The 24,704-nt window shown below is 33.5% G+C and carries 22 protein-coding genes and 1 pseudogene; 15 read left to right on the top strand and 8 right to left on the bottom strand.

The genetic code is table 11. The annotated features are described in order from the left end of the window. The first annotated feature begins 221 nt into the window (after positions 1–221). The gene (locus tag EP747_RS13540; RefSeq protein ID WP_129690656.1) at positions 222–425 is read left to right on the top strand and encodes a nucleic acid-binding protein; all 204 of its coding nucleotides are present in this window, start codon (positions 222–224) and stop codon (positions 423–425) included. A gap of 329 nt (positions 426–754) precedes the next feature. Here EP747_RS13540 and EP747_RS13535 read toward each other — a convergent pair whose 3' ends face one another. After that, positions 755–2,236, bottom strand: a complete 1,482-nt coding sequence (locus tag EP747_RS13535; protein ID WP_129690655.1) for a spore germination protein — start codon at positions 2,234–2,236, stop codon at positions 755–757. Positions 2,237–2,511: 275 nt separating this feature from the next. Between EP747_RS13535 and EP747_RS13530 the strand changes: the two are divergent. From EP747_RS13530 to EP747_RS13475, 12 genes and pseudogenes are all read left to right on the top strand, one after another. Next, positions 2,512–3,144: pseudogene (locus EP747_RS13530) on the top strand (SpoVR family protein); the annotation flags it as partial. 372 nt (positions 3,145–3,516) lie between these two features. Further along, entirely contained in the window at positions 3,517–4,485 is a 969-nt protein-coding gene (locus EP747_RS13525) for a hypothetical protein (RefSeq protein WP_129690654.1), read from the top strand. A 567-nt stretch (positions 4,486–5,052) separates the two neighbouring features. Continuing rightward, positions 5,053–6,309 (top strand): efflux RND transporter periplasmic adaptor subunit, encoded by a 1,257-nt coding sequence (locus EP747_RS13520; RefSeq protein ID WP_129690653.1) that lies wholly within the window; start codon positions 5,053–5,055, stop codon positions 6,307–6,309. Beyond that, the gene (locus EP747_RS13515) at positions 6,309–7,028 is read left to right on the top strand and encodes an ABC transporter ATP-binding protein (protein WP_129690652.1); all 720 of its coding nucleotides are present in this window, start codon (positions 6,309–6,311) and stop codon (positions 7,026–7,028) included. The genes EP747_RS13520 and EP747_RS13515 overlap by 1 nt, the downstream gene beginning before the upstream one ends. Next, positions 6,994–8,157, top strand: coding sequence for an ABC transporter permease (locus tag EP747_RS13510; RefSeq protein WP_328590728.1), 1,164 nt, complete (start codon positions 6,994–6,996; stop codon positions 8,155–8,157). Before EP747_RS13515 ends, EP747_RS13510 begins: the two co-directional genes overlap by 35 nt. Positions 8,158–8,674: 517 nt before the next feature. Continuing rightward, positions 8,675–9,976 (top strand): amidohydrolase, encoded by a 1,302-nt coding sequence (locus EP747_RS13505; RefSeq protein ID WP_129690651.1) that lies wholly within the window; start codon positions 8,675–8,677, stop codon positions 9,974–9,976. A 27-nt stretch (positions 9,977–10,003) separates the two neighbouring features. Next, positions 10,004–10,837 carry a DMT family transporter gene (locus EP747_RS13500; protein WP_129690650.1) on the top strand — a complete coding sequence of 278 codons (834 nt, stop codon included), beginning with the start codon at positions 10,004–10,006 and terminating at the stop codon, positions 10,835–10,837. Between the two features lie 11 nt (positions 10,838–10,848). After that, entirely contained in the window at positions 10,849–12,150 is a 1,302-nt protein-coding gene (locus EP747_RS13495; protein ID WP_129690649.1) for an ArsR family transcriptional regulator, read from the top strand. A 136-nt stretch (positions 12,151–12,286) separates the two neighbouring features. Continuing rightward, positions 12,287–13,516 carry a Zn-dependent hydrolase gene (locus tag EP747_RS13490; protein ID WP_129690648.1) on the top strand — a complete coding sequence of 410 codons (1,230 nt, stop codon included), beginning with the start codon at positions 12,287–12,289 and terminating at the stop codon, positions 13,514–13,516. Positions 13,517–13,530: 14 nt separating this feature from the next. Then, positions 13,531–14,706 carry a M20 family metallopeptidase gene (locus tag EP747_RS13485; protein ID WP_129690647.1) on the top strand — a complete coding sequence of 392 codons (1,176 nt, stop codon included), beginning with the start codon at positions 13,531–13,533 and terminating at the stop codon, positions 14,704–14,706. Between the two features lie 112 nt (positions 14,707–14,818). Beyond that, entirely contained in the window at positions 14,819–15,013 is a 195-nt protein-coding gene (locus EP747_RS13480; RefSeq protein WP_056471596.1) for a DUF3311 domain-containing protein, read from the top strand. A 1-nt stretch (position 15,014) separates the two neighbouring features. Continuing rightward, positions 15,015–16,487, top strand: a complete 1,473-nt coding sequence (locus EP747_RS13475) for a sodium:solute symporter family protein (RefSeq protein ID WP_129690646.1) — start codon at positions 15,015–15,017, stop codon at positions 16,485–16,487. A 106-nt stretch (positions 16,488–16,593) separates the two neighbouring features. Here EP747_RS13475 and EP747_RS13470 read toward each other — a convergent pair whose 3' ends face one another. After that, positions 16,594–17,169, bottom strand: a complete 576-nt coding sequence (locus EP747_RS13470; RefSeq protein WP_129690645.1) for a VanZ family protein — start codon at positions 17,167–17,169, stop codon at positions 16,594–16,596. A 372-nt stretch (positions 17,170–17,541) separates the two neighbouring features. Beyond that, a complete protein-coding gene (locus tag EP747_RS13465; RefSeq protein WP_129690644.1) occupies positions 17,542–18,357 on the bottom strand; it encodes an SPFH domain-containing protein in 816 nt (271 codons plus the stop codon). A gap of 743 nt (positions 18,358–19,100) precedes the next feature. Between EP747_RS13465 and EP747_RS13460 the strand changes: the two genes are divergently transcribed. After that, complete coding sequence (locus EP747_RS13460) at positions 19,101–19,406, top strand: LysR family transcriptional regulator (RefSeq protein WP_165347039.1); 306 nt, start codon at positions 19,101–19,103, stop codon at positions 19,404–19,406. A 111-nt stretch (positions 19,407–19,517) separates the two neighbouring features. Here EP747_RS13460 and EP747_RS13455 read toward each other — a convergent pair whose 3' ends face one another. Continuing rightward, the gene (locus EP747_RS13455) at positions 19,518–20,453 is read right to left on the bottom strand and encodes a substrate-binding domain-containing protein (RefSeq protein ID WP_129690642.1); all 936 of its coding nucleotides are present in this window, start codon (positions 20,451–20,453) and stop codon (positions 19,518–19,520) included. Positions 20,454–20,588: 135 nt separating this feature from the next. On the opposite strand from EP747_RS13455, the gene modA reads away from it, so the two are divergent. Continuing rightward, positions 20,589–21,401 carry a molybdate ABC transporter substrate-binding protein gene (gene modA, locus EP747_RS13450; protein WP_129690641.1) on the top strand — a complete coding sequence of 271 codons (813 nt, stop codon included), beginning with the start codon at positions 20,589–20,591 and terminating at the stop codon, positions 21,399–21,401. Between the two features lie 309 nt (positions 21,402–21,710). Here the strand turns inward: modA and EP747_RS13445 are convergent, their stop codons facing one another. The 4 genes from EP747_RS13445 to EP747_RS13430 all read right to left on the bottom strand — a co-directional run bounded on the left by EP747_RS13445 (position 21,711) and on the right by EP747_RS13430 (position 24,623). Then, positions 21,711–22,175 carry a hypothetical protein gene (locus EP747_RS13445; protein WP_129690640.1) on the bottom strand — a complete coding sequence of 155 codons (465 nt, stop codon included), beginning with the start codon at positions 22,173–22,175 and terminating at the stop codon, positions 21,711–21,713. 219 nt (positions 22,176–22,394) lie between these two features. Further along, positions 22,395–22,826 (bottom strand): hypothetical protein, encoded by a 432-nt coding sequence (locus EP747_RS13440; RefSeq protein WP_129690639.1) that lies wholly within the window; start codon positions 22,824–22,826, stop codon positions 22,395–22,397. Continuing rightward, positions 22,792–23,988, bottom strand: coding sequence for an MFS transporter (locus EP747_RS13435; protein WP_129690638.1), 1,197 nt, complete (start codon positions 23,986–23,988; stop codon positions 22,792–22,794). Before EP747_RS13435 ends, EP747_RS13440 begins: the two co-directional genes overlap by 35 nt. Then, the gene (locus tag EP747_RS13430) at positions 23,985–24,623 is read right to left on the bottom strand and encodes a dienelactone hydrolase family protein (protein WP_129690637.1); all 639 of its coding nucleotides are present in this window, start codon (positions 24,621–24,623) and stop codon (positions 23,985–23,987) included. The genes EP747_RS13435 and EP747_RS13430 overlap by 4 nt, the downstream gene beginning before the upstream one ends. Positions 24,624–24,704 lie beyond the last annotated feature (81 nt).

Genomic DNA, 24,704 nt, shown 5'->3' with positions numbered 1-24,704 from the left:
TATAGGAATAAATATGATTTGTTGTTACTGTTTTTTTTATTGAAAAAATAAAAAGTAAATTTGGAATTCAAATAATTGTTGATTTAGAATTCTTATACAATTTGGATTAGTAATAAACAGAGAGGTCCTTGGAAGGGTTTTTATGTATTATTGTTATAAATCACATTTAAATAAATAGGATAGAGAGTATCCATATTTACATAATAATAGGAGTGTTTTTAATGAAAAGGATTTGTAATCAATGCCAAACTGACATGATAGAAGATTGTAATGTAAGCGTTCAAGGTGGGATGTATGGAATAAAAATTAGTCAAAAGGGGAAAGGATTATTTAACAACGCTACTGCAAACCCTAAAGCAGCTGTGTGTCCAAATTGTGGTTATGTTGCACTTTATATTGATGAGTATAGTAAATTTAAAAAGTAAAACTAATTAACTAACTGATGTTAGAAACAAGAATTGTATGGCAACTTTTTATTGAATTTACTAGAAAGTTCTTTTTAAAATGAATTTGATTTAAAATGGATAGATCCTTAACAATAGGCGATTGGGAAATATTTATAGAGTGGTTATGTTTAACAAAATGTCCTTGTTACCAATATTATTTATAAGGTTCTTATTGAACTAACGCATGCGTTAGTTGAGTAAAAAAAAGGGTATAGTTTAATTTTCGTCATTTTGTGGATTTAAGGGAACAAAAGGTACTGTTCCCCAATTTGCACAATTCTTACTTCAAATATTAAAAGAAAATTATTTTATTTTCGCGATTCACCTTTATCAACACGATCATAGGGATAGGAATGCTCACTATTTATTAATTTTCTTGTATTCCCTCTAAAAAGAACATCTTTTATTTCTTTTGGATTAAATGGGAGTAATGGGGCTAAATATGGAACACCTATAGAACGTAATGAAGCAAGATATAACACCATAATTGTAGTTCCAACTATAATTCCAATAAAACCAAATAATTGACCTAACAATAAAAATATTATTCTTGAAGCAAATATTGCACTAAGTAACCCTCTTGAGATAAGAAGGAAACTCGTGATATAAGTAAGTCCCATAATTATAATACTAAGTCCGTAGATTAGATTTGAACTGATAGTTGTTTCAGCCACAAAAATGGTTCCAATTAATGAAACAACGAAAACAGCACTTTTGGGTAATCGGAAGGAACCATCCATAATGAATTCTAAAATAAATAAAAGAAATATTACCTGCCAAAAAATAGGTATTACCGCTTGTTCTTTTCCAAGAACTTTTTGCAAGGTTTCTTCTGTTATAACTCCATTATGAATTTTAAATATGGATAAATACAATCCAGGCGTGTATATAGTTACAAGAAAGCAAAGTATCCGAGTAAACCGACCTATAAACCTTGCAAATTTGTGATAATATTCATCAGGAGTTTGAAGGAATTGAATAAATAAAGCTGGAACCAGAATTGCATGAGGTGTTCCATCAACAAGTATTGCTACTCTCCCTTCAAGCAATGCCGACACTGTACTGTCCGGGCGTTCGGTTGTAAGGACTAATGGAAATATGGTTTTTACATTTCCCTCTAAGGACTCTTCAATCATTCGTGATTCGATTAAATACTTAATATTAATCTGGTTAATTTTTGTTCTAACATCATCTATTATTCTTTCCTCAGCTATTCCCTTAACATAGAGGATTGATATATCTGTTTTCGTAAGAGTTCCAATTTGTTTAGATTCTATACACAGATCAGTCGTTTTAATGTTGCTTCTTATTAGATTTACGTTTGTCTTAAGTTTTTCTGTAAAACCAATAATAGGACCTAAGAATACTCTTTCTGAAATAGTTTCATTAAGTCCTCTTTTTTCCCACTCAGCTGTATCTGCTAAAATCCCTTTTGCACAATTATCAAATAAGATAACTGTTTTTCCTTTTAGTAATTCTTCAGTTAAATGTGCAATACTATCACTTATCGTCACATCTCCTGACTTTATATGATGATAAGCTATTTCTTCAATCAACTGATGAAGAAATTTATTTGTTTTCATAGTTAATAATGGAATTACTATATAGTCTTGAATATGTTGCATATTAACGATCCCATCAATATAAAGCAACACTGCATTAATTGAGGAAGATTCACCTACTATCATTTTTCTCACGATTAAATCAGAAGTATTATTCAGTTTACCTTGAATAATATTAATATTCTTTTTTAAAGTAGAAGTTAGATTGGTTAGTTCTTTTATACTCATACATTCCCTACCTAGTTAATTTATTTGATACTTGTATTAGTATGAGTTAAGGAAAATATTTCATGTATAAGAGTTTACAAATTAATTTCTGACAATATATATTTCTAATTGAACTATTATGGAGGAAAGATTGAAACTTCCATTCTCCATGTGGAATCAAAGCTTCATGGTTGGCTGACATATGCGTTAGAATCCTTACCTTGTTCAACTATACTGCCATTATGTTGAATAAGGAATAGAAGATTCTTAATCAAAAAGAAGATCTTTGAGAGAAACAAGGCTGGGCAAGTTATTGGCATATACGCATCATGCGTGAACTAAACCTTGATTCAAATGAAGCAATCGAATACGCAAAACTAAACGCAGGAGTAGTTCAACCTTCTAAAACAAGTATTAATCCATACTACTTAGGACTAAGAATGTTTGAAGATATAGAAGAGCGATATAATAACCCAAGCAAAGAAATGAGAGAGTTAGGTGTTAAACCTGGCAGCGGTCGAGAAAAAATGTTTGAAGTACGAGAATTAGAGTCCGATAGTTCATTTATACGAAACTACTTAACTAAAGATCTTGTCATGCGTGAAGATATGTATTTATTCCAGCGACAAGGTAAGGAGTATAAAGTCACTGATAAAGCATGGGAAAATGTACGTGATCAACTAGTAGTTAGTCGAGTAAATGGAGGATTCCCATATATCGTTGTTCAAGAGGGCGATTACTTAAAAAATGGTGAGCTTTATTTGAAGCATTCCTATGAACATATGGAACTTGATGTGAAGTATGTTGAGAAGGTAATGCCTTATATTCATCAGTTGTGGGGTAGAGGGGTACATTTAGAGACGAATATTGAGAATAAGTCTGTGTTGTTTAGTTATGATGGGAAGAATATTCATCGGAAGTATATTTAGAGCCACCTTTTTAGGTGGTTTTCTTAATGGATTAGAAAGTCTCAAATTCTTTTTCGGTAATTGTACATTATGCAAGTAAATGAGGATAGGTATATGTAAAAAAAATTTTTATTGTTTTATTGAATCTGAAAGGATAGTGCCATAGAATCCACCCGTTATTTCTAAATAAAAATTTCTTAAATAAGGACAATCACTATTATATTTGCTAATTATTTATTAAACAAATATAGTTTTCCGAAAATTACTGAATTTTTCTTTTGAATTTCTTAATTTTAAATTAAGATTTCCTTACTATTACAATTATTACAATCTTGATATACTAATTTCATTATAATTTATGTAATTGAAATAGTTTAGAAGGTTGTGAGAATTATGACAGAACAATGGATCAAAGAAAATACATCATCTACATTACATAAAGTGGCAATTGGTATTTTTGGAATATCTACATTTCTATCTTTTTATTCTATGATTTTCCCAATAATCGGTGTAACCATTTTCTTTTGTTTTACTGCATTACCTAGACTATGGAGAATGTTATTGTTTTTAGCAATTTCGGCTATAATCGTAACTGTTCTTCCTTTTTTGGCTCCTATTGCAGTAATCTTGATGATTATTTTTTTTGTAATGAGGTTAAATTATATATTTAAGAATTGGAAGGCTGTTCTAGGAGGACTATTGGTATATGGTTCATTTTCCTTGATGATTTCAAGCGCTTACGGTAGGCAATATACCTATGGACATTCTAATATTTTTATTGCTTTCATATTTGGAATCATGGCAACTGTTTTGCTTCACTTCTTTATGAAATTTCTTTATGATCATGGATATAGTTCAAGCCAAGCTTTGGAAATAATGGGTGCTGTGCTAATTGTTCTAATAGCATTGGTTTTACCGTTCCTAAAAATGTTTGATTTTGCAGATTTTTCTTTATTTCACGGTGCATCTGATACCGTACACGTTTCTGAAGGAACAGTGGACGGGCCAGTTGTTCATACGGAAGGTTCTTCAACTGGCGTTCATAATGTAAACTCACATATGAGAACAGCACCAGATGGAATTATTGAAAATAACTTATCATATCATGGGCCAGATAAAATTCCAAATACACCTACAGTTCATGTAGATTCTTATGTTCGTTCTAATGCTGATGGAATTGTTGAAAACAACTTATCTTATAATGACGCTAGTCAGTATTATGAAGCAAATAATAATATAAATGTACCTTCTACTGAACACACGATTATGCATAATGGAAATACTGAACAAATCAACACTGTTATAGTTGGTAATGAGAGAGAACAGAAAGAACAGACTAAAGTTAAAAGCCCCTCATATTAATTAAGTTAAAATGAGGTATGTTCAACTCCTTCATACTTACCTCTACACAAATTGTACGAAGGAGTTGATTATATTTAATCGCTCCTATTATTGTAGATTTATATGAAAGAATTAGATGTTAAATATATCGATAAAATACAAGTAAACCCCCCTTCAAAAACATAGAAGGGGGTTATTTATTTGTGCGTAAATTAAGAGTTTTAAATGCTTTGAGCATGACTTATATTCTCTTCCCATTAAAAAGCATTGATTTTTATTAAGGAAAATTTAAGGTGCATAATTCAAAATGACCTTATCAAATTAAATTAGGAGGAGTAAAAAAATAAATAAAACAAGCTCTAATACAAATTTTACTTATTATCTGTTTGGTAGTAATAACAATCATTATTAGAGTGAGTTTGAAGTATAAACGAAGGACAGGCCTTGGTTTCTCGGAAATGGGACTAGGATACTCTCAGTAGATTTAAGGATATTATTCATTTCAGCAAAAGCCAAGTGAATCAAGTCAAGATTAATCAGTGATAAATTTATCGAATCAATCTCAATAATGGAGAGGAGAAAATAAAATTGAAAAAGTGGGTTATTATTTCAGTTATTGTTGTTGCTGTTGGAGGAGGAAGTGGTTGGTTCATATATAGTAAGAGTCAAGCAAATCAAGCTCAAAATGTGATGGCTACAGCACAAACAATTACGGCACAAAAAGGAAAGTTAGAAGTAGCTGTTACTGGGTCGGGTTCGGTAACTGCAAATACTGACGAAGATGTTACTGCGGCAAATACAATTCTTGTTGTGGATAGTGTAAGTGTTTCATCTGGAGAATCAGTAGATAAAGGTGACACACTTGTGACATTTAAAAATGGTGATGTTGTTACGGCTCCAAAAGATGGTGAAATTACAAAGGTTTACGTAAGTAGCGGAAGTGGAGCATCGCAAGGAAAAGTAATAATGCGTATGGAAGATGAAGATGGAATTACATTACCGATTACAAGAGAAGATAGTGGCAGTTCATCAAATAATACTGGTACGGGAAATACTGGAGGTAGTAGTTTAGTAGCGGATACTGTATATGTAAAGGAAGGCTCAGTTGTAAAAGAAGGTGCAACACTTGTGAAATTTACAGATGGTAGTATATTACAGGCACCAGCATCTGGGACAATTACAACTCTTTCTGTTAAAAGTGGAGATTCTGTGCAAAGTTCCGCGACAGTTGCACATATAACAAATTACAGTTCTTTGGAAACAACGATTAGTGTTGATGAATTAGATATTCCAAAAGTAAAGGTTGGACAGTCAGTAAAAATAACAGCAAGTGCCTTTGAAGGTCAATCATTTGATGGGAAAGTAACGAAAGTATCAAATGAAGGTACATCGACAAATGGAGTTTCAACATTTGATGTAACCGTAAAAATTAATGATCCAAAAAGTCTGAAAATTGGTATGTCAACAGAAGCAAGTATTTTAATACAAAGTAAAGCAGACGCACTATATGTTCCAGTAGAAGCAGTGTATAAAAATGGAAATGAAAAATATGTACTAGTTCCTACATCTACAGATGATTCTGGAGAATCTACTAAGAAAGTTACTGTACAAACAGGTATTTCAAATGATACGAATGTAGAAATTACAAGTGGATTAAGTGAAGGAGAGTCTATCGAAATACCAAGCGTTCAATCAAGAGGTAATTCTGGTGGATTTATGATGCAAGGTGGAGGATTCCCAAGTGGGGGATTCCAAGGTGGCGGATTCTCAGGTAGCGGATTCAACCGTAGTGGAGGAAACTTCGAAGGTAGAACTCAAACAGGTGGCGGACAAGGAGGTAAATAATGACTAACTTTGAGCCGATTATTCAAATTAAAAACATGACGAAAATGTATGAACTTGGCGGTGAAACGGTAATGGCTCTACAGAGTGTATCTCTTGATATCCAAAAGGGTGATTTTATATCAGTTATTGGTCCATCAGGTTCAGGGAAGTCAACATTTATGAACATGATTGGATGCTTAGACCGACCAGATTCTGGGAGATATTTGATTGATAACGAAGATGTAGGGCAAATGAAGAGCTCGCAACTAGCGACTATACGGAATGAAAAAATTGGATTTATTTTTCAAAATTTCAATCTTATACCAAAGTTAACTGCGGTAGAAAATGTAGAACTTCCTCTCATTTATAGAGGTATGAAAACGGCTGAACGAAGAGAAATTGCTCTTTCGGCGTTAAAAAAAGTAGGATTAGTAGATCGAGCGAATCATTTACCTACTCAATTATCAGGGGGGCAGCAGCAACGTGTCGCAATTGCACGTGCCCTCGCTGGAAGCCCTCCTATTTTACTTGCAGATGAACCGACTGGTGCTCTTGATAGTAAAACAAGTAAGGAAATTTTGGGGATTATGAATTTGTTAAACGAACAAGGGCATACGATTATTCTAATTACACATGATCTAGAAGTAGCTAAAAATGCAAATCGTATAGTACGAATTCACGATGGTCAGTTATACGAGAATGGAGGTGAATGGTTTGCAGACACTGAGAATGGCGCTTAAGAGCATTAAAGGAAATAAAGTAAGAGCGTTCCTGACAATGCTAGGTATTATTATCGGTGTATCCTCCGTTATTGTTATGGTAGCGATCGGTCAAGGATCAACGAAAGAAGTGCAAGATCAAATAGGAAGCTTAGGTACAAATGTATTAACAGTAAGTGTTACTGGCTCAGATGTAACATTTAAAGAAGATGATGCCAATCAACTTAAGGACGTTAGTGGTGTAGAAGCAATTGCTCCGATTGTTTCTGGAAGAGTAACTGTAAAAAACGGACAAACGAACGCACAAGTGTCAGTGACAGGAACAACTTCACCTTATTTAAAAGTTCGTGATTTGGAGTTACAATCAGGGCGATTTATCGCAGACTTGGATAATGATAATCACTCAAAAATAGCAGTACTTGGCTCAACCACAGCACGAACATTATTCGGTTTTGGAAATCCAGTTGGCCAATACGTTAAAGTGAATGGAACATCATTTAGAGTTGTTGGGGTACTTCAATCAGTTGGTAGTTCATTAGGTTCAAGTGGGGATAGTACGATTTTTGTTCCACTTAGCACAGCTCAACGCTTGGCATCTACTACTTCAATTGGATCTGTCTATGTAAAAGTAGAAAATGAAAATATGATTAATTTTACATTACGTAGAATTGAACAAAAGATGTTTACGATTATTGGAGATGAAGATAGCTATAGCGTTTCTAGTCCAGAGGATTTAATGGAAACTGCGTCATCTGTTAATAAAACGATGACATTAATGCTAGGCGGAAGTGCTGCGATCTCACTTATTGTTGGCGGTATCGGTATTATGAATATTATGCTTGTATCGGTTTCAGAACGCACAAAAGAAATTGGTATACGAAAAGCAATTGGAGCAAAGCGTGGAAGTATTCTTCTTCAATTCCTCATTGAATCAATGGTATTAAGTTCACTTGGAGGAATAATAGGCGTTGTAATAGGCGTTATAAGTGCGAAAATATTCACTATAACAACAGGAACAGCAATTGCATATTCTGTTCCGGTTATGCTGTTATCATTTGTATTCTCTTTATTAGTTGGAATCGTATTTGGTGTTTTTCCTGCAAATAAAGCGTCTAAGCTTGATCCAATTCAAGCTCTTCGATATGAATAGTACGAATAAAGAGGTTGTCCCAAAAGTAAAACTTTTAAGGGGCACCTTTTTTTCGTGTAAAAAAAGGAAATCGTTTCTATGATAGATTAATCTTACTTAAGTAGGAAACCTTATTAAGTTGATTATCTAATAAAATAGTATTTTAGGTTTCTATTCAAAAATGTCAGAATAGTCTATAATTATGGTCGTAACCTGAATTCAGCCGTAAATAATGAAAAAAGTGAATGGTGAGTATTGTTTTGGTTTGTTTGTTTAATTTAATAATTCCATTAGGAGGTGTTCGGGTTAGGAATCATTTTAAGTTAATATGCTTCAGCTACTTCAGTAAAACTGTTCCCTTTATACCTGGAGGTGGGGTCGTCAACCTACTTTAATGGGTATTGTCTGGGGCCTTCCCTTATTAAGTAACGGATTATTAGTTTGTATCTTTGTGGCAACGATTCCCTGTGAATATAGTAGATTGGACTCGATTTGAAAAAAATTTTAATTCAACTCATTTAATAAGGAGGTAAATGGCGTGGAAGAATTAATCTCAGAATTGGTTGATAATATAAAAGGAAGTTTAATCAATATTAGGCGTGACATCCACTCTTTTCCGGAGATAGGATGGACGGAATTCCGAACCTCATCTCTCATAGCAGATTTCTTATCAGAATTGGGATTTGAAGTAAAAGTAGGAAGGGAAATAATTGTACCTGATTCGAGAATGGGTGTCCCGGATGAAAAAACGATACAAGAAGCTAAAGAGCGGGCAGTGTCGTTTGGGGCAAATTCGTATTGGATTGAGAAAATGGAAGACGGGTTAACTGGTGTAGTAGGCATTTGGGATACAGGGCGGATTGGTCCAACACTTGCCTTCCGATTTGATATCGATGGATTGGAAATTTCTGAGGATAGAGGATCAAATCATGTCCCATGGAATCAAAATTTCCGTTCGAAAGTAGAAGGCTATATGCATGCTTGTGGACACGATGGCCATATTGCAATTGGGTTAGGAATGGCACAATTGATTTCAAAAATGAAAGAGAAGCTTTCAGGAAAAATTAAACTCATATTTCAACCTGCTGAAGAAGGTGCGCGTGGTGCAAGAGCGATGGTTGATTCGGGAATCTTAGAAGATGTAAATTATTTCTTTAGTGGTCATATTGGTGTAACGGCAACAAAACAGAACCAACTTGCCTGTAGCGTAACAGATTTTTTCGCGTCAACCAAGTTTGATTTAGAACTGGAAGGTGTGCAGGCCCATGCAGCATTAGCACCACATGAAGGTAGAAATGCATTACTTGCGGCATCTACTATTACATTGCAGTTGTATGCAATCTCACGGCATGGATTAGGGGATTCAAGAATAAATGTTGGAGTTATTCAGGGTGGAGAAGGTCGAAACATTATTCCAGCACATGCTAAGCTAAAATTTGAAACAAGAGGAACGACCAATGAGGTTGATCAATTTATGAAGAATGAATCACAGCGTATCATACAATCAGTTGCTCAGTTGTATGGGATTAAGCAACATACCGAAGTAGTAGGACGTTCGATTATAGCAGACTGTGACTCTGATCTTGCGAATCTTGTATATGGTATAGGATCAAAAGTTAAACAAACCAGTGAAATTGTTATTTCTCAGCCTTTTCTTGCTTCAGAAGATGTAACATATATGATGAAAGAGGTTCAAAAGAATGGTGGAATGGCTACTTATCTATTGTTTGGAACTGAATTAGCAGCAGGCCATCATAATTGTGCATTCGACTTTAACGAAAAAACAATTGCGTATGCAGTTGAAGTTTATGGAAACATACTTGTACATTTAGCTAGATAATGAACTAGAGAGAGAGGGGAAAAGAGTATGTTTTTTCTTGCATTAATTAGTTCTTTTTTGAATGCAGTAAATGCGTTGTATGCAAAAAAAATAACAATGCAAATGAAGGATAATAATAGCTTTATTGTAACATCTTTTCTAGTGGTCACCATTTTGTTAGGCTGCGTAATGCCGTGGTATTATTCCTTTTCTGTTACACCTTCTACAATAGGTTTATTAATCATTGTGATTATTTTAGATGCATTGTCTAATGTATCATTTTTCTTAGCACTAGGACGAATAGAAGTATCTCAACTAGCGGTGTATACTGCGTTGACTCCATTATTCACTTTTATTCCAAATAGCATATTGCACGGATTTGATATACATATATTAATTCCGGTCTTGCTTATTGTGCTTGGTGTATATTTTCTAAACGTAAAAGGCAGAAACATGTTATCTCCATTAGTAGAAATAAAAAAACCAGGGAGTTTATTAGGGGTTGCAGCTGCAGTTTCAGCTGGACTCAGCATGGTTCCTACACAACAATTGCTCGTTCATCAATGGATAAATGCTCCTACACTTTACTTTTTCAGAGCGAGTGGGATTGCCCTAATAATCTATTTAATACATCGTCCGAAAATTTGGTATCCAGGACTGAATATACACCTTTCGATTCGTGGTGTGCTAGCGATTACTCAATGGATCGCATTGTTTGCAGCCTTAAAGATTGCCAACGGGACTCTTGTTGTAGCTTTAGCCTATACCTCACCAATATTTGCTTTGTTTTTAGCAAGAATTTATTATAAAGAAAAAATTACAGCAGCTAAGTTGATTGCCTGCTGCATTACCATTTTAGGAATTTTATTTATTTTAGAGTAGTGGAGGAAATGATGAAAAAAATCCGTTTAGGTTTACTTGGATCTGATGATTCGATTGACGTTATTCAATCTGTAATAAAGGAATACCCTGAATTTGAATGTACCCCTATCATCTATTGGAGAGAAGAGGAAATACCTGGTCTTTTAAGTCCTATTGCAAATGATTTTGATATTTGGCTCTTTTCAGGCAAGGTCCCTTATGCAATAGCAAAAAGCTGGGGTGGAATTACAAAACCCATGTTTTTTACTCCCCACACTGGACCGAGTCTCTATAAAACTTTGTTACAAATATTCTATCATAACCAGATTGCAATGGAGCAAATTAGCTTTGATAACTTCCATTATGATGAGCTCAAAAGTATTTTAGATGAAGCAAAAATTAAAGCTGATCATTTATTTTTGAAATATTATGAAGGGGAAGTTGATGCAAATGTACTTGCAGGATACCACTATGAGTTATGGAAAAGTGGGAAAACGAAAGCAGCAGTTACATGTCTTCGATCGGCACATATAGAACTTGAGAAAATGGGTGTACCTGTTTATCGTGTACTGCCTGCAAAGTCAGCTATTGAGTCTGTGCTAAATTTAGCACTTCGAACTTATGAGATGTTACATTTTAAAGAAAGTCAAATTGCAGTTCAAATGATTGAGATCGACTCTTATTTTGGATTGGCGAAAGATACTTTTTCGACTGATGAAATCTACAAAATAGAAATTAGGATGGCAGAGAAGCTTCTTGTATACGCAAATAAAGTTCAAGGATCACTTAAATCTGCTGGTCCCGGTAGATATGTCATTTTTACGACCCGAGGGCTTTTACAGGATATAACGAATGAATTTTCTATTATACCGAATTTGGAAGATCTTGAAGAATTAAAGAAAGAAGTCATAACTTGTGGAATTGGAATCGGTAAAACGGCTTACGAAGCAGAAATTCATGCTGGAAGAGCTTTATTTCATGCTAGAGAGTATGGAAAAGGAAGTTGGATGGTTGCTCTCGATAATCAAACGATAGCGGGTCCATTGGGAAGAGATGAACAAATTACATATTCTTATGTCTCAAAAGAGCTACAAAAAATAAGCGAACAAACATCTTTAAGTATTTCGACACTTAGTAAGCTAGAATCTATTCTTAAAAAAATAGGAAAGAGTGAAATTGGAGCTCACGAGCTAGCACAGTATATGCAAATCATGCCGAGAAGCGCACGTAGAATTTTAAAAGAATTAGAAGAACAAGGAATTGCTCAGGTTATTGGAGAGGAAACACCTTATTCGCGTGGAAGGCCTAGAAATATATATAAAATTAGCCTTTGACAAGTGATTAAGAATTTTTTTCAGTTTATATATAATATTCTGAATATTATTACTTAACAAACTAAATGATTAGTGATATAGTTATGGTCATAGCCATAAATAGACCTAAAATAAAAATTTTATTATGGGAGGAAAAATGATTAATCAGGATAGATTGTGGAATCGCCTTTTGGAATTAGGGTCCATAGGAAAACAAGAGTCTGGTGGAATTACTCGTTTGTCCTTTACAGAAAATGAGAGAAAAGCTAAAGAATTAGTTACTTCCTATATGGTTGAAGCAGGATTAAAAGTTTACGAAGATACTGTGGGAAATCTTATTGGACGTAAAGAAGGGACTAATCAAAACGCACCTGTTGTACTGGTAGGCTCACATATTGATTCTGTATATAACGGCGGAAATTTTGACGGACCACTTGGCGTTCTCTCAGGGATTGAAATACTCCAGACGATGAATGAGCAAGGAATCACAACAGTACATCCAATTGAAGTTATTGTATTTACAGATGAAGAAGGAGCTAGATTTAGCTTTGGAATGATTGGGAGCCGAGGAATTGCTGGAACACTCAACTTAGAACATCTTCAAAATAAGGATCAACAAGGGATTACTATAGCGCAAGCGATGAGCGAGGCAGGATATGATCCACTTTCTATTGATCAGTCAGCTAGAAGCATAGGATCAGTAAAAGCCTATGTAGAGTTACATATTGAACAAGGAAAGGTGATTGAAAACGGTAATTTATCAGTAGGAATTGTTACAGGAATCGCTGGTCCGTTGTGGCTTAAATTCACAATAGAAGGAAAAGCAGGACATGCTGGGACAACTCCAATGAATGACCGTAGCGATGCATTAGTTGTTGCTTCCCAGATTGTTCAACTAATTGAAACTGAATCAGCTAAGACAGGTTCAACGGTCGGAACAGTTGGTCAATTGCAGCTGTTTCCTGGAGGAATCAATATTATTCCCGGGAAGGTTGAATTCACCTTGGATCTTCGCGATGTTAATGAAGCAATTCGTGACGAGGTTGAAAATCGAATTTTAGAAGGGTCAAAAATTTTATGTGAACAACGTGGTGTAGGATTAGAAATTGAAGTTCTGCAACGTATTAAACCATCGTTATGCTCTAGTGAAATTCAAGATATTGCAAAATTGGCTAGTGAAAAGATTGGTGTGAAACCATTTTTTCTCCCAAGTGGAGCTGGGCACGATTGCATGCAGCTTACAAATCTATGTCCTATAGGGATGCTTTTTATCCGTTCAAAAGATGGAATAAGCCACAATCCTGCTGAATGGAGTTCAAAGGAAGATTGTACAGACGGTGCTAATGTACTTTATCATACTGTACTTCAGTTATCTAATAATGAATAGAGGGAGATACAATAATGCAAACAATATCATTAAGTAGTTTAGTAGAGCAAACAAAAGAAGAAGTAATTAAGTGGAGAAGGCATTTCCATCAGTATCCGGAGTTATCTTTTCATGAAGAAAAAACAGCTCAATATGTGTATGATACACTTCAATCTTTCGGGAATTTAGAGATATCTCGTCCAACAAAGACGAGTGTTATGGCTCGTCTGATTGGTTCTCAGCCCGGCAAGGTGCTAGCAATTCGTGCGGATATGGACGCTTTACCCATCGAGGAAGAAAACACTTTTGAATTTGCCTCTACAAATCCAGGTGTGATGCATGCTTGTGGGCACGATGGTCATACAGCAATGCTTCTAGGCACAGCAAAAATTCTAACAAGTTTAAAAGATAAGATCAAAGGTGAAGTTCGCTTTTTGTTTCAACACGCCGAAGAGTTGTATCCTGGTGGTGCAGAGGAAATGGTACAAGCAGGAGTAATGGAGGGAGTTGATATGATAATTGGTGCTCATCTTTGGGCTCCTATGAAACTAGGTACAGTAGGTGTAGCTTATGGACCGATCATGGCTGCTCCAGATACTTTCTATATTACTGTTGAAGGTAAGGGTGGACATGCAGCACTTCCTCATGACACGATCGATTCGATTGCTATCGCTTCCCAAGTTGTAACGAATCTTCAACATATCGTTTCTAGAAATACTGATCCGCTTGATAATCTAGTAGTTTCTGTTACCAAGTTTATTGGAGGTACAACTCATAACGTAATCCCAGGTTCAGTCGAAATCTGTGGAACCGTTCGTAGTTTCAACGCCAACCTTAGGAAATCGGTTCCTGAACTTATGGAACGAATTATAAAAGGAATAACTGATGCTCATGGTGCACAATACAAATTTAATTATGAGTTTGGATATCGACCTGTTATCAATGATGAGCATATTACGAAGGCTATTGAAGAAACTATTCTAGAAGTGTTTGATGAAAAGACTCTCGACCTTATGAAACCAAACATGGGTGGTGAAGATTTCTCTGCCTTCCAACAAAAGGCACCAGGCACTTTCTTCTATGTGGGAGCAGGAAACAAAGAAAAGGATATTACTTACCCGCATCATCATGCTCGATTTACAATAGACGAGGACGCTTTGGAAATTGGTGTAAACTTATTTGTTCATGCCACTTTTAAGCTTTTAGATTAATAGACATATGGTTAAGTAGACCCTTATTTTACAAGGATCTACTTAATCTAAACTTTTGTTTTCTGAATATTTAAACTAATATAAATTTAAAATTGAAAGTGGGGAACAATTTTTGAAAATCTATCATTTATTAGCACTTATTCCATTTATTGCTATTCTGGGCTTTTCATCTTGGGCAAACCACGTTGAGCCATTTGTATTAGGAATGCCTTTTCTCCTTTTTTGGGTTGTGCTATGGACCGTTTTTTCAACACCAGTTATGTGGATTATCTTTAAATTAGATTCGGCTAATAAGGGGGACAGATAAGATGAATAGTGCATTAATTATAATTTTTCTCTTTCTTGCAGTATCGATTTTTCTAGGGGTACAAGCTAGGAAAGGAAAGGACATGAATCTTGAGCAATGGAGTGTTGGAGGAAGAGGATTTGGTACTATTTTCGTCTTTCTCTTAATGGCTGGAGAAATCTATACAACCTTTACTTTCCTAGGTGGAAGTGGTTGGGCTTATGGAAAAGGAGGTCCTACCTACTATATCACTGCTTACGGTGCACTTGCTTATATTATGTCTTATTGGTTGCTTCCAAAAATATGGAAATATGCTAAAGAAAATAATTTAATGTCTCAACCGGACTTTTTCGCAAGTAAATACAAAAGTAAAGCCCTTGGCGTATTAGTTTCACTAGTTGGTGTATCTGCTGTAATTCCCTACTTAGTTCTACAATTAAAAGGATTAGGAAGCATCGTTTCGGAGGCTTCTTATGGAATGATTTCACCAACTTTTGCGATTTGGATAGGTGCTATTTCAGTGACTATATATGTAATGATATCTGGTATCCATGGATCTGCATGGACTGCCGCGTTAAAGGACATTATGATTCTTGGAGTTGTTCTATTTCTAGGAATTTATCTTCCTTTACATTATTATGGTGGATTTCAAGCGATGTTTGAAGCAGTTGATAAAGCTAAACCAGGTTTTCTAAGTCTCCCAAAAGAGGGGTTAAGTGTATCTTGGTTTAATTCTACGGTTCTTCTAACAGCCTTAGGATTTTATATGTGGCCGCATACTTTTGGCTCCATTTATTCAGCTAAAAGTGAAAATGTATTTCGTAAAAATGCGATTATTATGCCTTTATACCAACTTGTGTTGCTATTTGTGTTTTTCGTTGGATTTGCAGCAATTCTTCAAGTTCCTGGACTACAAGGTCCGGATGCCGATCTGTCTTTATTAAAATTAAGTAAACAATCTTTTAACCCGTGGTTTGTTGGAATCATTGGTGGAGCAGGGGTATTGACAGCAATCGTGCCAGGCTCGATGATTCTAATGGCATCTGCAACTTTAATATCAAAAAATATTTATAAAGTGTTTGTACCATCTGCTACAGAAAAGCAGGTTGCTGTTTTAGCTAAATACCTTGTTCCTGTGGTGGCTTTATTCGCAGTTTATTTCACATTTAATGGTGGAACTACATTAGTAACTCTGCTTTTAATGGGATACAGTCTAGTTACCCAATTGTTCCCAACACTTGTCTTTAGTTTAATGAAAAAGAACTTTGTAACGAAGCAAGGTGCATTCGCTGGTATTTTTACTGGAGTTGCAACAGTTACTTATGTCACTATAAGTAATACAACAATCGGATCATTATTCCCAGCACTGCCTCAATATATTAAAGATTTAAATATCGGTGTTATTGGCTTAGTTGTAAATCTTGTATTTTTAGTCGTTGTTAGCTTACTTACTAAAAATATAGCGGTTCAAAGCAAAAAAGAAATTGTAGCTTAAATAAGAATTACTTTGTAACAAATTACCCTTTTTGGGGGGATGAAGGGGTTGATTGCTCTAATCAACCCCTATTTTTTGTGTAAGCATTCTTATAAATCTAGGAGGTTTACGAAGTTAGGTTTCTATCAATGAACTCTTCAAAACTTTTAAAGTACCTGGAACTTACTTTATAAATAACTAGTCCTATAATTGTTCCAATTGTATTTAGTATTAAGTCATCAATATCACATGATCTATAGTTATAGCCAAGGAACAGTCCAGAAGTAGCTTGAATTAATTCAATTGCTAGACTTAAAGTAAAACCTATTAAGATTGTTTTAATGTTTGTTATTCTAAAAAATAGAATTGGTAATGCAAATCCTAGTGGTATGAATAATAAAACATTTCCAGCAACTTGTCTTAGAAAAATTGAGATTGAGCCATAATTGATGGTATCTACGATTGATTTAAGGGGAATAAAATTATGATTATATCCCAACCGATCTTCTATCATTACTTGAATTAAATATTTTTGGTAGGGGAAAGGAAATAAAGTGAAGTTAATGAGGCATGTAAAGTATATGCCAAAGATTAGCCAATAAAGAAGTTTTAGGAGGGTTATTGAACCTTTTAGAAATTGATAACCAAAAAATAGGATAAAAAAAGTAGAAATGATTATGCTAGGATATAAGAAATTTAACATTCAATTGTACCAGCCTTTCATATTACCAGACTTAATAACTAAAACTCGCAATATTTACCTCCGTTTCAAATCGTTTTTATTACATCTAGAGAATATCATACTTCTATAGTTTTCCTTCATCATTTTTATGTCAAATTATAGAAAATAAAAACCCTTCCTAAAAATTTAGAAAGAGTTTTTATTTGCGGAGAGGATTGTTTCTTTATTATTTTTCTATTTTTAAAAAGTTTTGGGAGAAATAAAATTATCAATTAATGTCTAAAATGGCTTGACGCTAAGGTTGAAAATCTACTTTAAAATAACATTCTATTAACAAATCAAATTCATGAACATTATGATTACTTTGATGATTGCTTCTAGATTGTTCTTTGTTTATTTTGCTTGAACTAGAGGTGTCCCACCTTGAACAGTAACCCAACCCCATTTTTGTCGTGCATCCATTTCCATTTTCTTTAATAATTCTGGAGTAAGTGAGTCTGATAAAATTTTATTTGCTTTAGCATCTGCTTCTGCATTTAGGATTTTTGTTTGATTTTCAATCTTTGCTTTTTCTTGGTCAGCTAATGCCTTTTTTACGTTCAATTCAGAAGTTGCTAATTGTGCTTGTGACTGTGCCATACCTGCGGGAGAGCCTACGTGTGTAAATCCAAAAGTTCCGACTTCAATACCTTGTTTTGCAAGTTCCTGATCTAGTGCAGTATTGATTTCTTCAGTAATATCAGCTTGTTTTGAACCTTTAATGTCGTTCCAACTATATTTGTGAGTAATTTTGTTAACAACATTTTTCATTGTAGGTTTGACGATGTTATTTTTGATGTAACTAATATCTTTTCCACCTACTGATTGATATAGATTAGCTACGTTTTTAGTTGAAATTTTCCATGTTAAGTTTGTATTAACAGGTAGTTCTTGCTGATCTCCGGTACCTACTGACCATTCTTGATCAGAATTACCACCTTCGTGTTTGTCACTTGATAAAACTAATGATTGTGTGTATGTGGGATATTCTTGTACTGAAACTCCCCAACCAGTCCAATGAAAACCTTGGGGGACTTCAGTAATTTCTCCACTCATATGTTTCTCAATACCAATACTACCAACACTTATATGCGACATACCACCAATTGCGTAAATAATACCTCCAATTATAATAACTCCGCCTGCAATCAGACTTCTCAATCCGTTCACTCTTCATCTCTCCCGATTTCTTTTTTAATGTTTTTAATATGATTATTAAATAATCTACCTATTTTGATAAAGACCTTATAAAACAGTAAGAAGAGAACGATTCCTATAATAACAACTAAAATTCCGAATTGATAAAAGAAAACCATTGTTATTCCCCCGAATGTGCAAATTAGATTGACTATCTTTCTACCATTTCTTATATGCAATTATAGATTGATTTAATCTGTATTAATAATTAAATTTTGCTTAGAAATTTAGTGTGTAATCAGGTTTCATTGGAAAAAATAATAGAATTTAACAAAATTACCCCAAATGAATATTAATAGTTAAAAAGATTTCAAGAATAGAGAATCCCTAAGAAAACCGCCAATTATAGGTGGTTTTTCTATTTGAGCAATATAATATTGGCCTATTTAACATAGATTTCTTTTGTAATTAGCAGTGTCAAACTGGAAAATTCAATAAAATCAAGGCAAAAATAACCCAAGTTTAAATCAAAGGGAAATCAATTTTAATTGTAGAATTTTTCCTTTATTAGAGTTGGAATCATTTGAATTTGGTCAGTTGGTTTTAAGGAAGGAGATAACATACGTATTGATAAACGATTTAATGAGTGAAAAATCATAATTCAATCAGAAAAACCAAACTTGATGCTTTTTTTCAAAAATATAAATCACGTCAATACTGAATATAATAAAACTATAACAGAAAAGGGAACATCGTAGAGTATGGGGGGAAGCTATGTGAATATCGAACAATTAAGTCATCTTTGTGAAGTTTTAGAGAGTGGTTCCTTCACGATTGCAGCACAGAAATTTTCTATTAATGAAGCTGAAATGAAAGAATCAATCATAAGTTTAGAAATTGAATTTGACGTAAAGTTAATTGAGTGTGACGGCGAATCTAAAGTGGTGCCTTCATTTGAATGTTTACAAATTTTTTCACTTATAAAGGAAATCGTAAGGAATTGTCGAGAAATTGAAGAAGAAATTAAATCCTTACATAAAAAATCTTCTGTTAATACAATGTATGATGTGAGCATGTTTTAACTCTTTATAGTAGAGTAGGGACCAAATCATAATTGATTTGGTCTTTTTAGAATGCCTCTTACTTTGCCAATAAACACCAAAAAAGAAGGCTACAAATTCAGTAGTCTTCTTTTAATTTGTCTCATATATAATTTTCCCTGTCCTGGAAGTATCATAATCTCCTAAAGAATCAACCTCTGATTGAAACTGATTTGAAGATAAAATTTCTGTGACAATACTGATCAGTCGTACATTTTCAGAGGTTTTTAAAATAACAAGGTCATATTGTTCTGTTATCAGTGGAATAAAATCAATTCCTACAATTTTAGCAGCTTTTTCAATTCCGACTCCAACATCTGCTACCCCAGTTGAGACAGCGGAGGCCACGCTTAAATGATTGCTCTCTTCATGCTCATATCCGTTAATATTTTTAGAAGAAATCTCATTGATACGGAGTTGTTCATCGAGAAGAATTCGAGCACCTGACCCTTTCTCTCTATTTACAATCTTTATATCTTCACGTTCTAAATCTTTCCAAGACGTAATCTTTAAAGGGTTACCTTTTTTAACGTATAAGCCTGCTTTCCTTGATAGCAGATTGAGTAAAATAAATGGATGTCCCACTAAAATTTTTTTAAGATATGGTAGATTATACTCTCCTGTATCCCCGTCAAAAAGGTGAAGGCTAACGATGTCGCATTCTCCATTATACATAGAAATAAGACTGTTTAAGCTTCCAGTAAACGATCTTAATGATTTATAAGTTGAGTTTTTCTCAATCTGTTTACCGAGTATATCTAAAACTATATCTTGGCCACTAATAACAACATGATTTGATTCTTTTGGATCGCTTCTGCGAGGTTCAAAAACAGAGGCAGGCAATATGGTGTTCTGATTTGTTTTATGGTTTTTTATGTAATTGTCCAAGTCATTTGCTGCTATTCTCATCTGTCTTCCTACACGGAATACAGGTAATTCACCTTTTTTGACAAGGTCATAAATGGTTAATTTCGATACTTTTAAAAACTGTGACACTTCTTCGATTGTATAGGAAAGTTCCATCGTCATTTACATCCCTCCATTCTCTATTTTAACTCAATGCCTTTTAAAAAGCATTGAGTTAAAATTTTATTTCTTATTTAGTTATAACTAAATATAATTAGATATAATTAGTTATATTTTAAAAAGGAAGGCAGATGAAAAATGAAAAAACTTTATTGTTTATTTTTATCGATAACGATGTTATTAGGACTAGCAGTATCTGGTTGTTCAACAAATGAACAAGATACAAAGCCAGTAGGCCAGAAACAAGAAACTGCTCAAAAGAATGTGGAATTGACGATCTCAGCAGCAGCTAGTTTACAGGATGCACTAAATGATATTAAATCAAACTTTGAAAAGGCTAATCCTAATGTGAAAATAAACTATAACTTTGGAGCATCTGGAGCATTACAACAACAAATTTCTAAAGGAGCACCGGTAGATCTTTTCTTCTCGGCTGCAGAGGATAAATTTAATAATTTAATACAAGATGGTCTAATTGATAAGAGCCAAGGTAAAGATGTAGTTGGGAATGAACTGGTATTAGTTGTACCAAAAGATACAAAAAAAGAAATTAAATCTTTTGAAGATCTTACAAAAGCAGATAAAATTTCAATCGGTACACCAGAAGCGGTACCTGCAGGACAATATGGTAAAGAAACATTAGAAAATTTAAATGTTTGGAAAGCGATTGAAGGAAAAGTAGTATATGGTAAGGATGTTAGACAAGTACTTTCTTATGTAGAAACAAATAATGTGGATGCAGGGATTGTTTATAAAACAGATGCACTGACATCTACAAAAGTTAAAATTGTAGCAACAGCAGCTGAAAATACACATGATCCAATTATTTATCCGTTAGGCGTGATAAAGAATAGCAAGCAACCTAAAGAAGCTAAACAATTCTATGAATATCTTCAAAATGATGAGTCTATGAAGGTATTAGAGAAGTATGGGTTTAAGGGACTAAATTAACTTACATTAGCAGGAAAGTTTTAGAAATGAGCCGATTAGTTTATTGGCTCTTTTTTTTTAGTGTAAAATCTTTGAAGAAACTTATGAAGTATTAGATACAGAAGATTAGAACATCTTTAAAAAATAAAAGGATTCGTCTGTTCTGTATAAAGAACGATTAGGTAGATTTGTTAAAGCATGTTTTGAAATGGAAATTTCAGAGAGGAGGATATTACTTTAAATAGTAAGAATGGGAAAGGAATTGGCTAGAAAAAATATTTTAAATAAGATCCTTTATTAGATAAAAGAAAAATATATTGCCGAATAAGGCTAGTGCATGTATTCCTTTATTGAAATATTGAAGAGTTTTCGGTCTCTTTTCCCTTTTTGACCAATTAGCCAGTACCAACTCTGTCCAATATAAAAAGAGTTTGATACAAGTTGTTCAATATACTTTGAAATAATTCCATTGATTTTTTCTTTTTCAATTTTATTTTTTATAGACAAGGCAATGACAAAATATGATTTATCACTTTCAAATTCAAGTAATTGAAGATGATATTTACCACCCTTTTTTTCATTAAAATCATTTAATACGTGATCTATACAGTTTCGGACGTCAATTTTATATTTAGCAGCATCGTTCCAATTTGATATAAGAGAGTCATATAATGAGACTGTTAAGATGTAATACGATGCATAGTCTTTAGGATTAAATTTTCGTTTCTCACCTTTAAATTGATATAAAGGTGGAACAACAAATTTTTCATAATCAGCAAAAAAATCTTCAGTCATGTTTTTACCTACTTTCTAGTTTGAACAAAAGTTTACTATATCGAATCTAAATTTAGTTTTTCCTATTCTTTCCAAAAATAGACACAAGGGAACGATGATTTGGATTAAGGAAAAGAAAGTATAAGATTTTTAGTAAAAAGCAGAGTTGAAAAAATTCAACTCTGCTTTTTTTGTTTATTTTAATCGGATAGACAATGGGATTTTTCAATCTATTTAGCTTTATAGAATTTGAAGCGAGAATACTAGAGAGGTAAAATCACCATTCGCAAAAGCATCATTACAACTGTAGAACATGACATCATTCTCCTTTTTGATTCTCATACCAGACTGAAAATCATGAAATCCCACCATTCGTTCTTCTTCCCACATATTAAAAACATTTAAAAAGCCACTAGAGCATTTTAAGATAAGTTCTGATTGAGTTTCACTTCTCCATATAATGAGTGTTTTTTGTTTTGGGGCATCGTTGATTGATATTCCATTTTCTGATATAAAACCGATACCTTGATTTCTAGGAGAATTTGAACTCAAAAATTTCAACTTAATCACTTTTTCTTCATTCATTTGAAATACTTCTGTACGAATAGTTTCATCAGATTTCCCAGACTTGATCGTACTATACACTTTTTCTTTTACTAGTAACATTTTCATTTACCTCTCCTGTTAAGTTATTTTGATCCCCTAATGTTAATTTCAAAAAGTAACATAATCCTAAACAGGGGATACAGACCAATGCCATACCTAAAAAAGCAAAAGATGGAGATATAGAGTAGAGGTAACCACTTACTAATGTTAAAATACCGCTACCTAAACTTAAACCTAGAGCTGCATAAATTCCATGAGCAAATGGGAAGTACTTATTTTCAATGTTTTCATCTAAGTATTTCACAAAGGCATATTGAGTAAGCCCAAAAGTAATAGAATGTAAAAATTGAGACAATACAAAAACTGAAATGCTGTTAAAAGAAAAGATCAATACCCATCTTAAGATGGAAGCACTTACACTAAACATTAATAAAACTGGAACAGATCGTCTTTTAAATAGAGAGTCTGATATATAGAAGAAAGCAATTTCTGATATTACTGCAATGATTAAGATGAATCCTGTAAAACTAGTTTTTACCCCAATATTTTTCAAAAAAAGAACAGCATAACTATAATATGCTGCATGTGCAGCTTGAAGGGTGATGCAGATTGTTAATACTAATAAAAATGCTTTTGATTTAAACAACTTAAACAAAGGAACTTTCTTTGATGTTATTTTTGTTTTTAAAGGTAAAGGAGCATTAATGGATGTTATGAAAGTAAGTAGAACACATCCAATAATCAAAAGGTAAATAACTACATTTTCGCTTTTTAAAGATATGAGAATTCCAGTTAATGATAGAGAAATAATATAGCCAATCGAGCCATAAGACCTACTCTTTCCATACTCTATTTTGCTTTCCCTGATAAGAATAGATGCCATAGCTTCATACATAGCTAAAGGCATTGGATAAACCAGGCTTAATAAAACTGTAATGAAAGCTACTGCAATTAAACTATTAAACGGTATTAATATGATTAATAGTGCAACAGAAGTTAAGGAAACTACTTGATTTAATCTTGCTAAATTTAAGTATCTACTTATAAATGGAAAAATATAAAAGGTTGTAATTGACCTTGTTATTAATCCTAAAGCAATGATTAGTCCAGCTTCATCAGCTGTAAAACCTTTACTTGTTGTTAGCCAAGCAGACCAATAAGGCACGAAGATTCCGAAAGTGAAGAAAAACCCAAAAAACTGTAAAGACATCCATCTTTGACCGGTCATTTGATTCCTCCCGTTTCGGAAACTTTATTTTTTTGATGATTTTGTTTCATAATAAAATCACGCATTTTTTGAAAACAGTATTCAGTAGAATACTGATCGTAATTAGAAGTTGATTGATCTGTAAAACCATGACTTCCTTCTACTTTAATGATTTGAATCATATCTTTTGTTTTCAATTTAGTTACGACAATTTCGGGATCAAATGATTTTTCTTTCGTTGGGAAAATTAGTAAGGTCTCACATTTTGGACTAACCTCTAAGTATTCCCTAATCCTCGAACCATAAAATCCAATTACTCCATCAAATAATCCCTCATATTTACTGCATAACCATGCAATCGTTGCACCTACACTAAACCCCAAAATATACAAATTAGCACACTTAGTTCGAAGTTCTTTTGCAAGAGTTATGATTTTATTAGTAGCTAACTCAAACCCAATCTCATTAACAAAATGCTTATAAGCTTTGTTTTCATCTTTATAGCAATAGTTCTCTATATTACCTAATAAATTTGGACATACAACTGTATATCCCAACTTATTTAAACTGTCGCAAATATCTTTTATATGTTTGTTAATTCCATAAATTTCATGAACAACTAAAATGGTGGTATTATGAAACTCGCAATTATTCAATCTTTAATCACCTCTAACTTAGAAAAAATAGGAATAGAATTTTGTTCTATTCCAATCATTCAACATTCAAATACCCAGTAA

The organism is Gottfriedia acidiceleris (genome assembly GCF_004138285.1).
Classification (GTDB): Bacteria; Bacillota; Bacilli; order Bacillales; family Bacillaceae_G; genus Gottfriedia; species Gottfriedia acidiceleris_A.
Note: the sequence above shows the minus strand (reverse complement) of the source record. Positions and strands in the feature narration are given on the sequence as shown.

Excerpts from the sequence above, each read along its gene's own strand:
- EP747_RS13540 (WP_129690656.1), top strand. The coding sequence starts at position 222 with ATGAAAAGGATTTGTAATCAATGCCAAACTGACATGATAGAAGATTGT.
- EP747_RS13535 (WP_129690655.1), bottom strand. The coding sequence starts at position 2,236 with ATGAGTATAAAAGAACTAACCAATCTAACTTCTACTTTAAAAAAGAAT.
- EP747_RS13525 (WP_129690654.1), top strand. The coding sequence starts at position 3,517 with ATGACAGAACAATGGATCAAAGAAAATACATCATCTACATTACATAAA.
- EP747_RS13515 (WP_129690652.1), top strand. The coding sequence starts at position 6,309 with ATGACTAACTTTGAGCCGATTATTCAAATTAAAAACATGACGAAAATG.
- EP747_RS13500 (WP_129690650.1), top strand. The coding sequence starts at position 10,004 with ATGTTTTTTCTTGCATTAATTAGTTCTTTTTTGAATGCAGTAAATGCG.
- EP747_RS13495 (WP_129690649.1), top strand. The coding sequence starts at position 10,849 with ATGAAAAAAATCCGTTTAGGTTTACTTGGATCTGATGATTCGATTGAC.
- EP747_RS13490 (WP_129690648.1), top strand. The coding sequence starts at position 12,287 with ATGATTAATCAGGATAGATTGTGGAATCGCCTTTTGGAATTAGGGTCC.
- EP747_RS13485 (WP_129690647.1), top strand. The coding sequence starts at position 13,531 with ATGCAAACAATATCATTAAGTAGTTTAGTAGAGCAAACAAAAGAAGAA.
- EP747_RS13475 (WP_129690646.1), top strand. The coding sequence starts at position 15,015 with ATGAATAGTGCATTAATTATAATTTTTCTCTTTCTTGCAGTATCGATT.
- EP747_RS13470 (WP_129690645.1), bottom strand. The coding sequence starts at position 17,169 with ATGTTAAATTTCTTATATCCTAGCATAATCATTTCTACTTTTTTTATC.
- EP747_RS13455 (WP_129690642.1), bottom strand. The coding sequence starts at position 20,453 with ATGACGATGGAACTTTCCTATACAATCGAAGAAGTGTCACAGTTTTTA.
- modA (WP_129690641.1), top strand. The coding sequence starts at position 20,589 with ATGAAAAAACTTTATTGTTTATTTTTATCGATAACGATGTTATTAGGA.
- EP747_RS13445 (WP_129690640.1), bottom strand. The coding sequence starts at position 22,175 with ATGACTGAAGATTTTTTTGCTGATTATGAAAAATTTGTTGTTCCACCT.
- EP747_RS13440 (WP_129690639.1), bottom strand. The coding sequence starts at position 22,826 with ATGAAAATGTTACTAGTAAAAGAAAAAGTGTATAGTACGATCAAGTCT.
- EP747_RS13435 (WP_129690638.1), bottom strand. The coding sequence starts at position 23,988 with ATGACCGGTCAAAGATGGATGTCTTTACAGTTTTTTGGGTTTTTCTTC.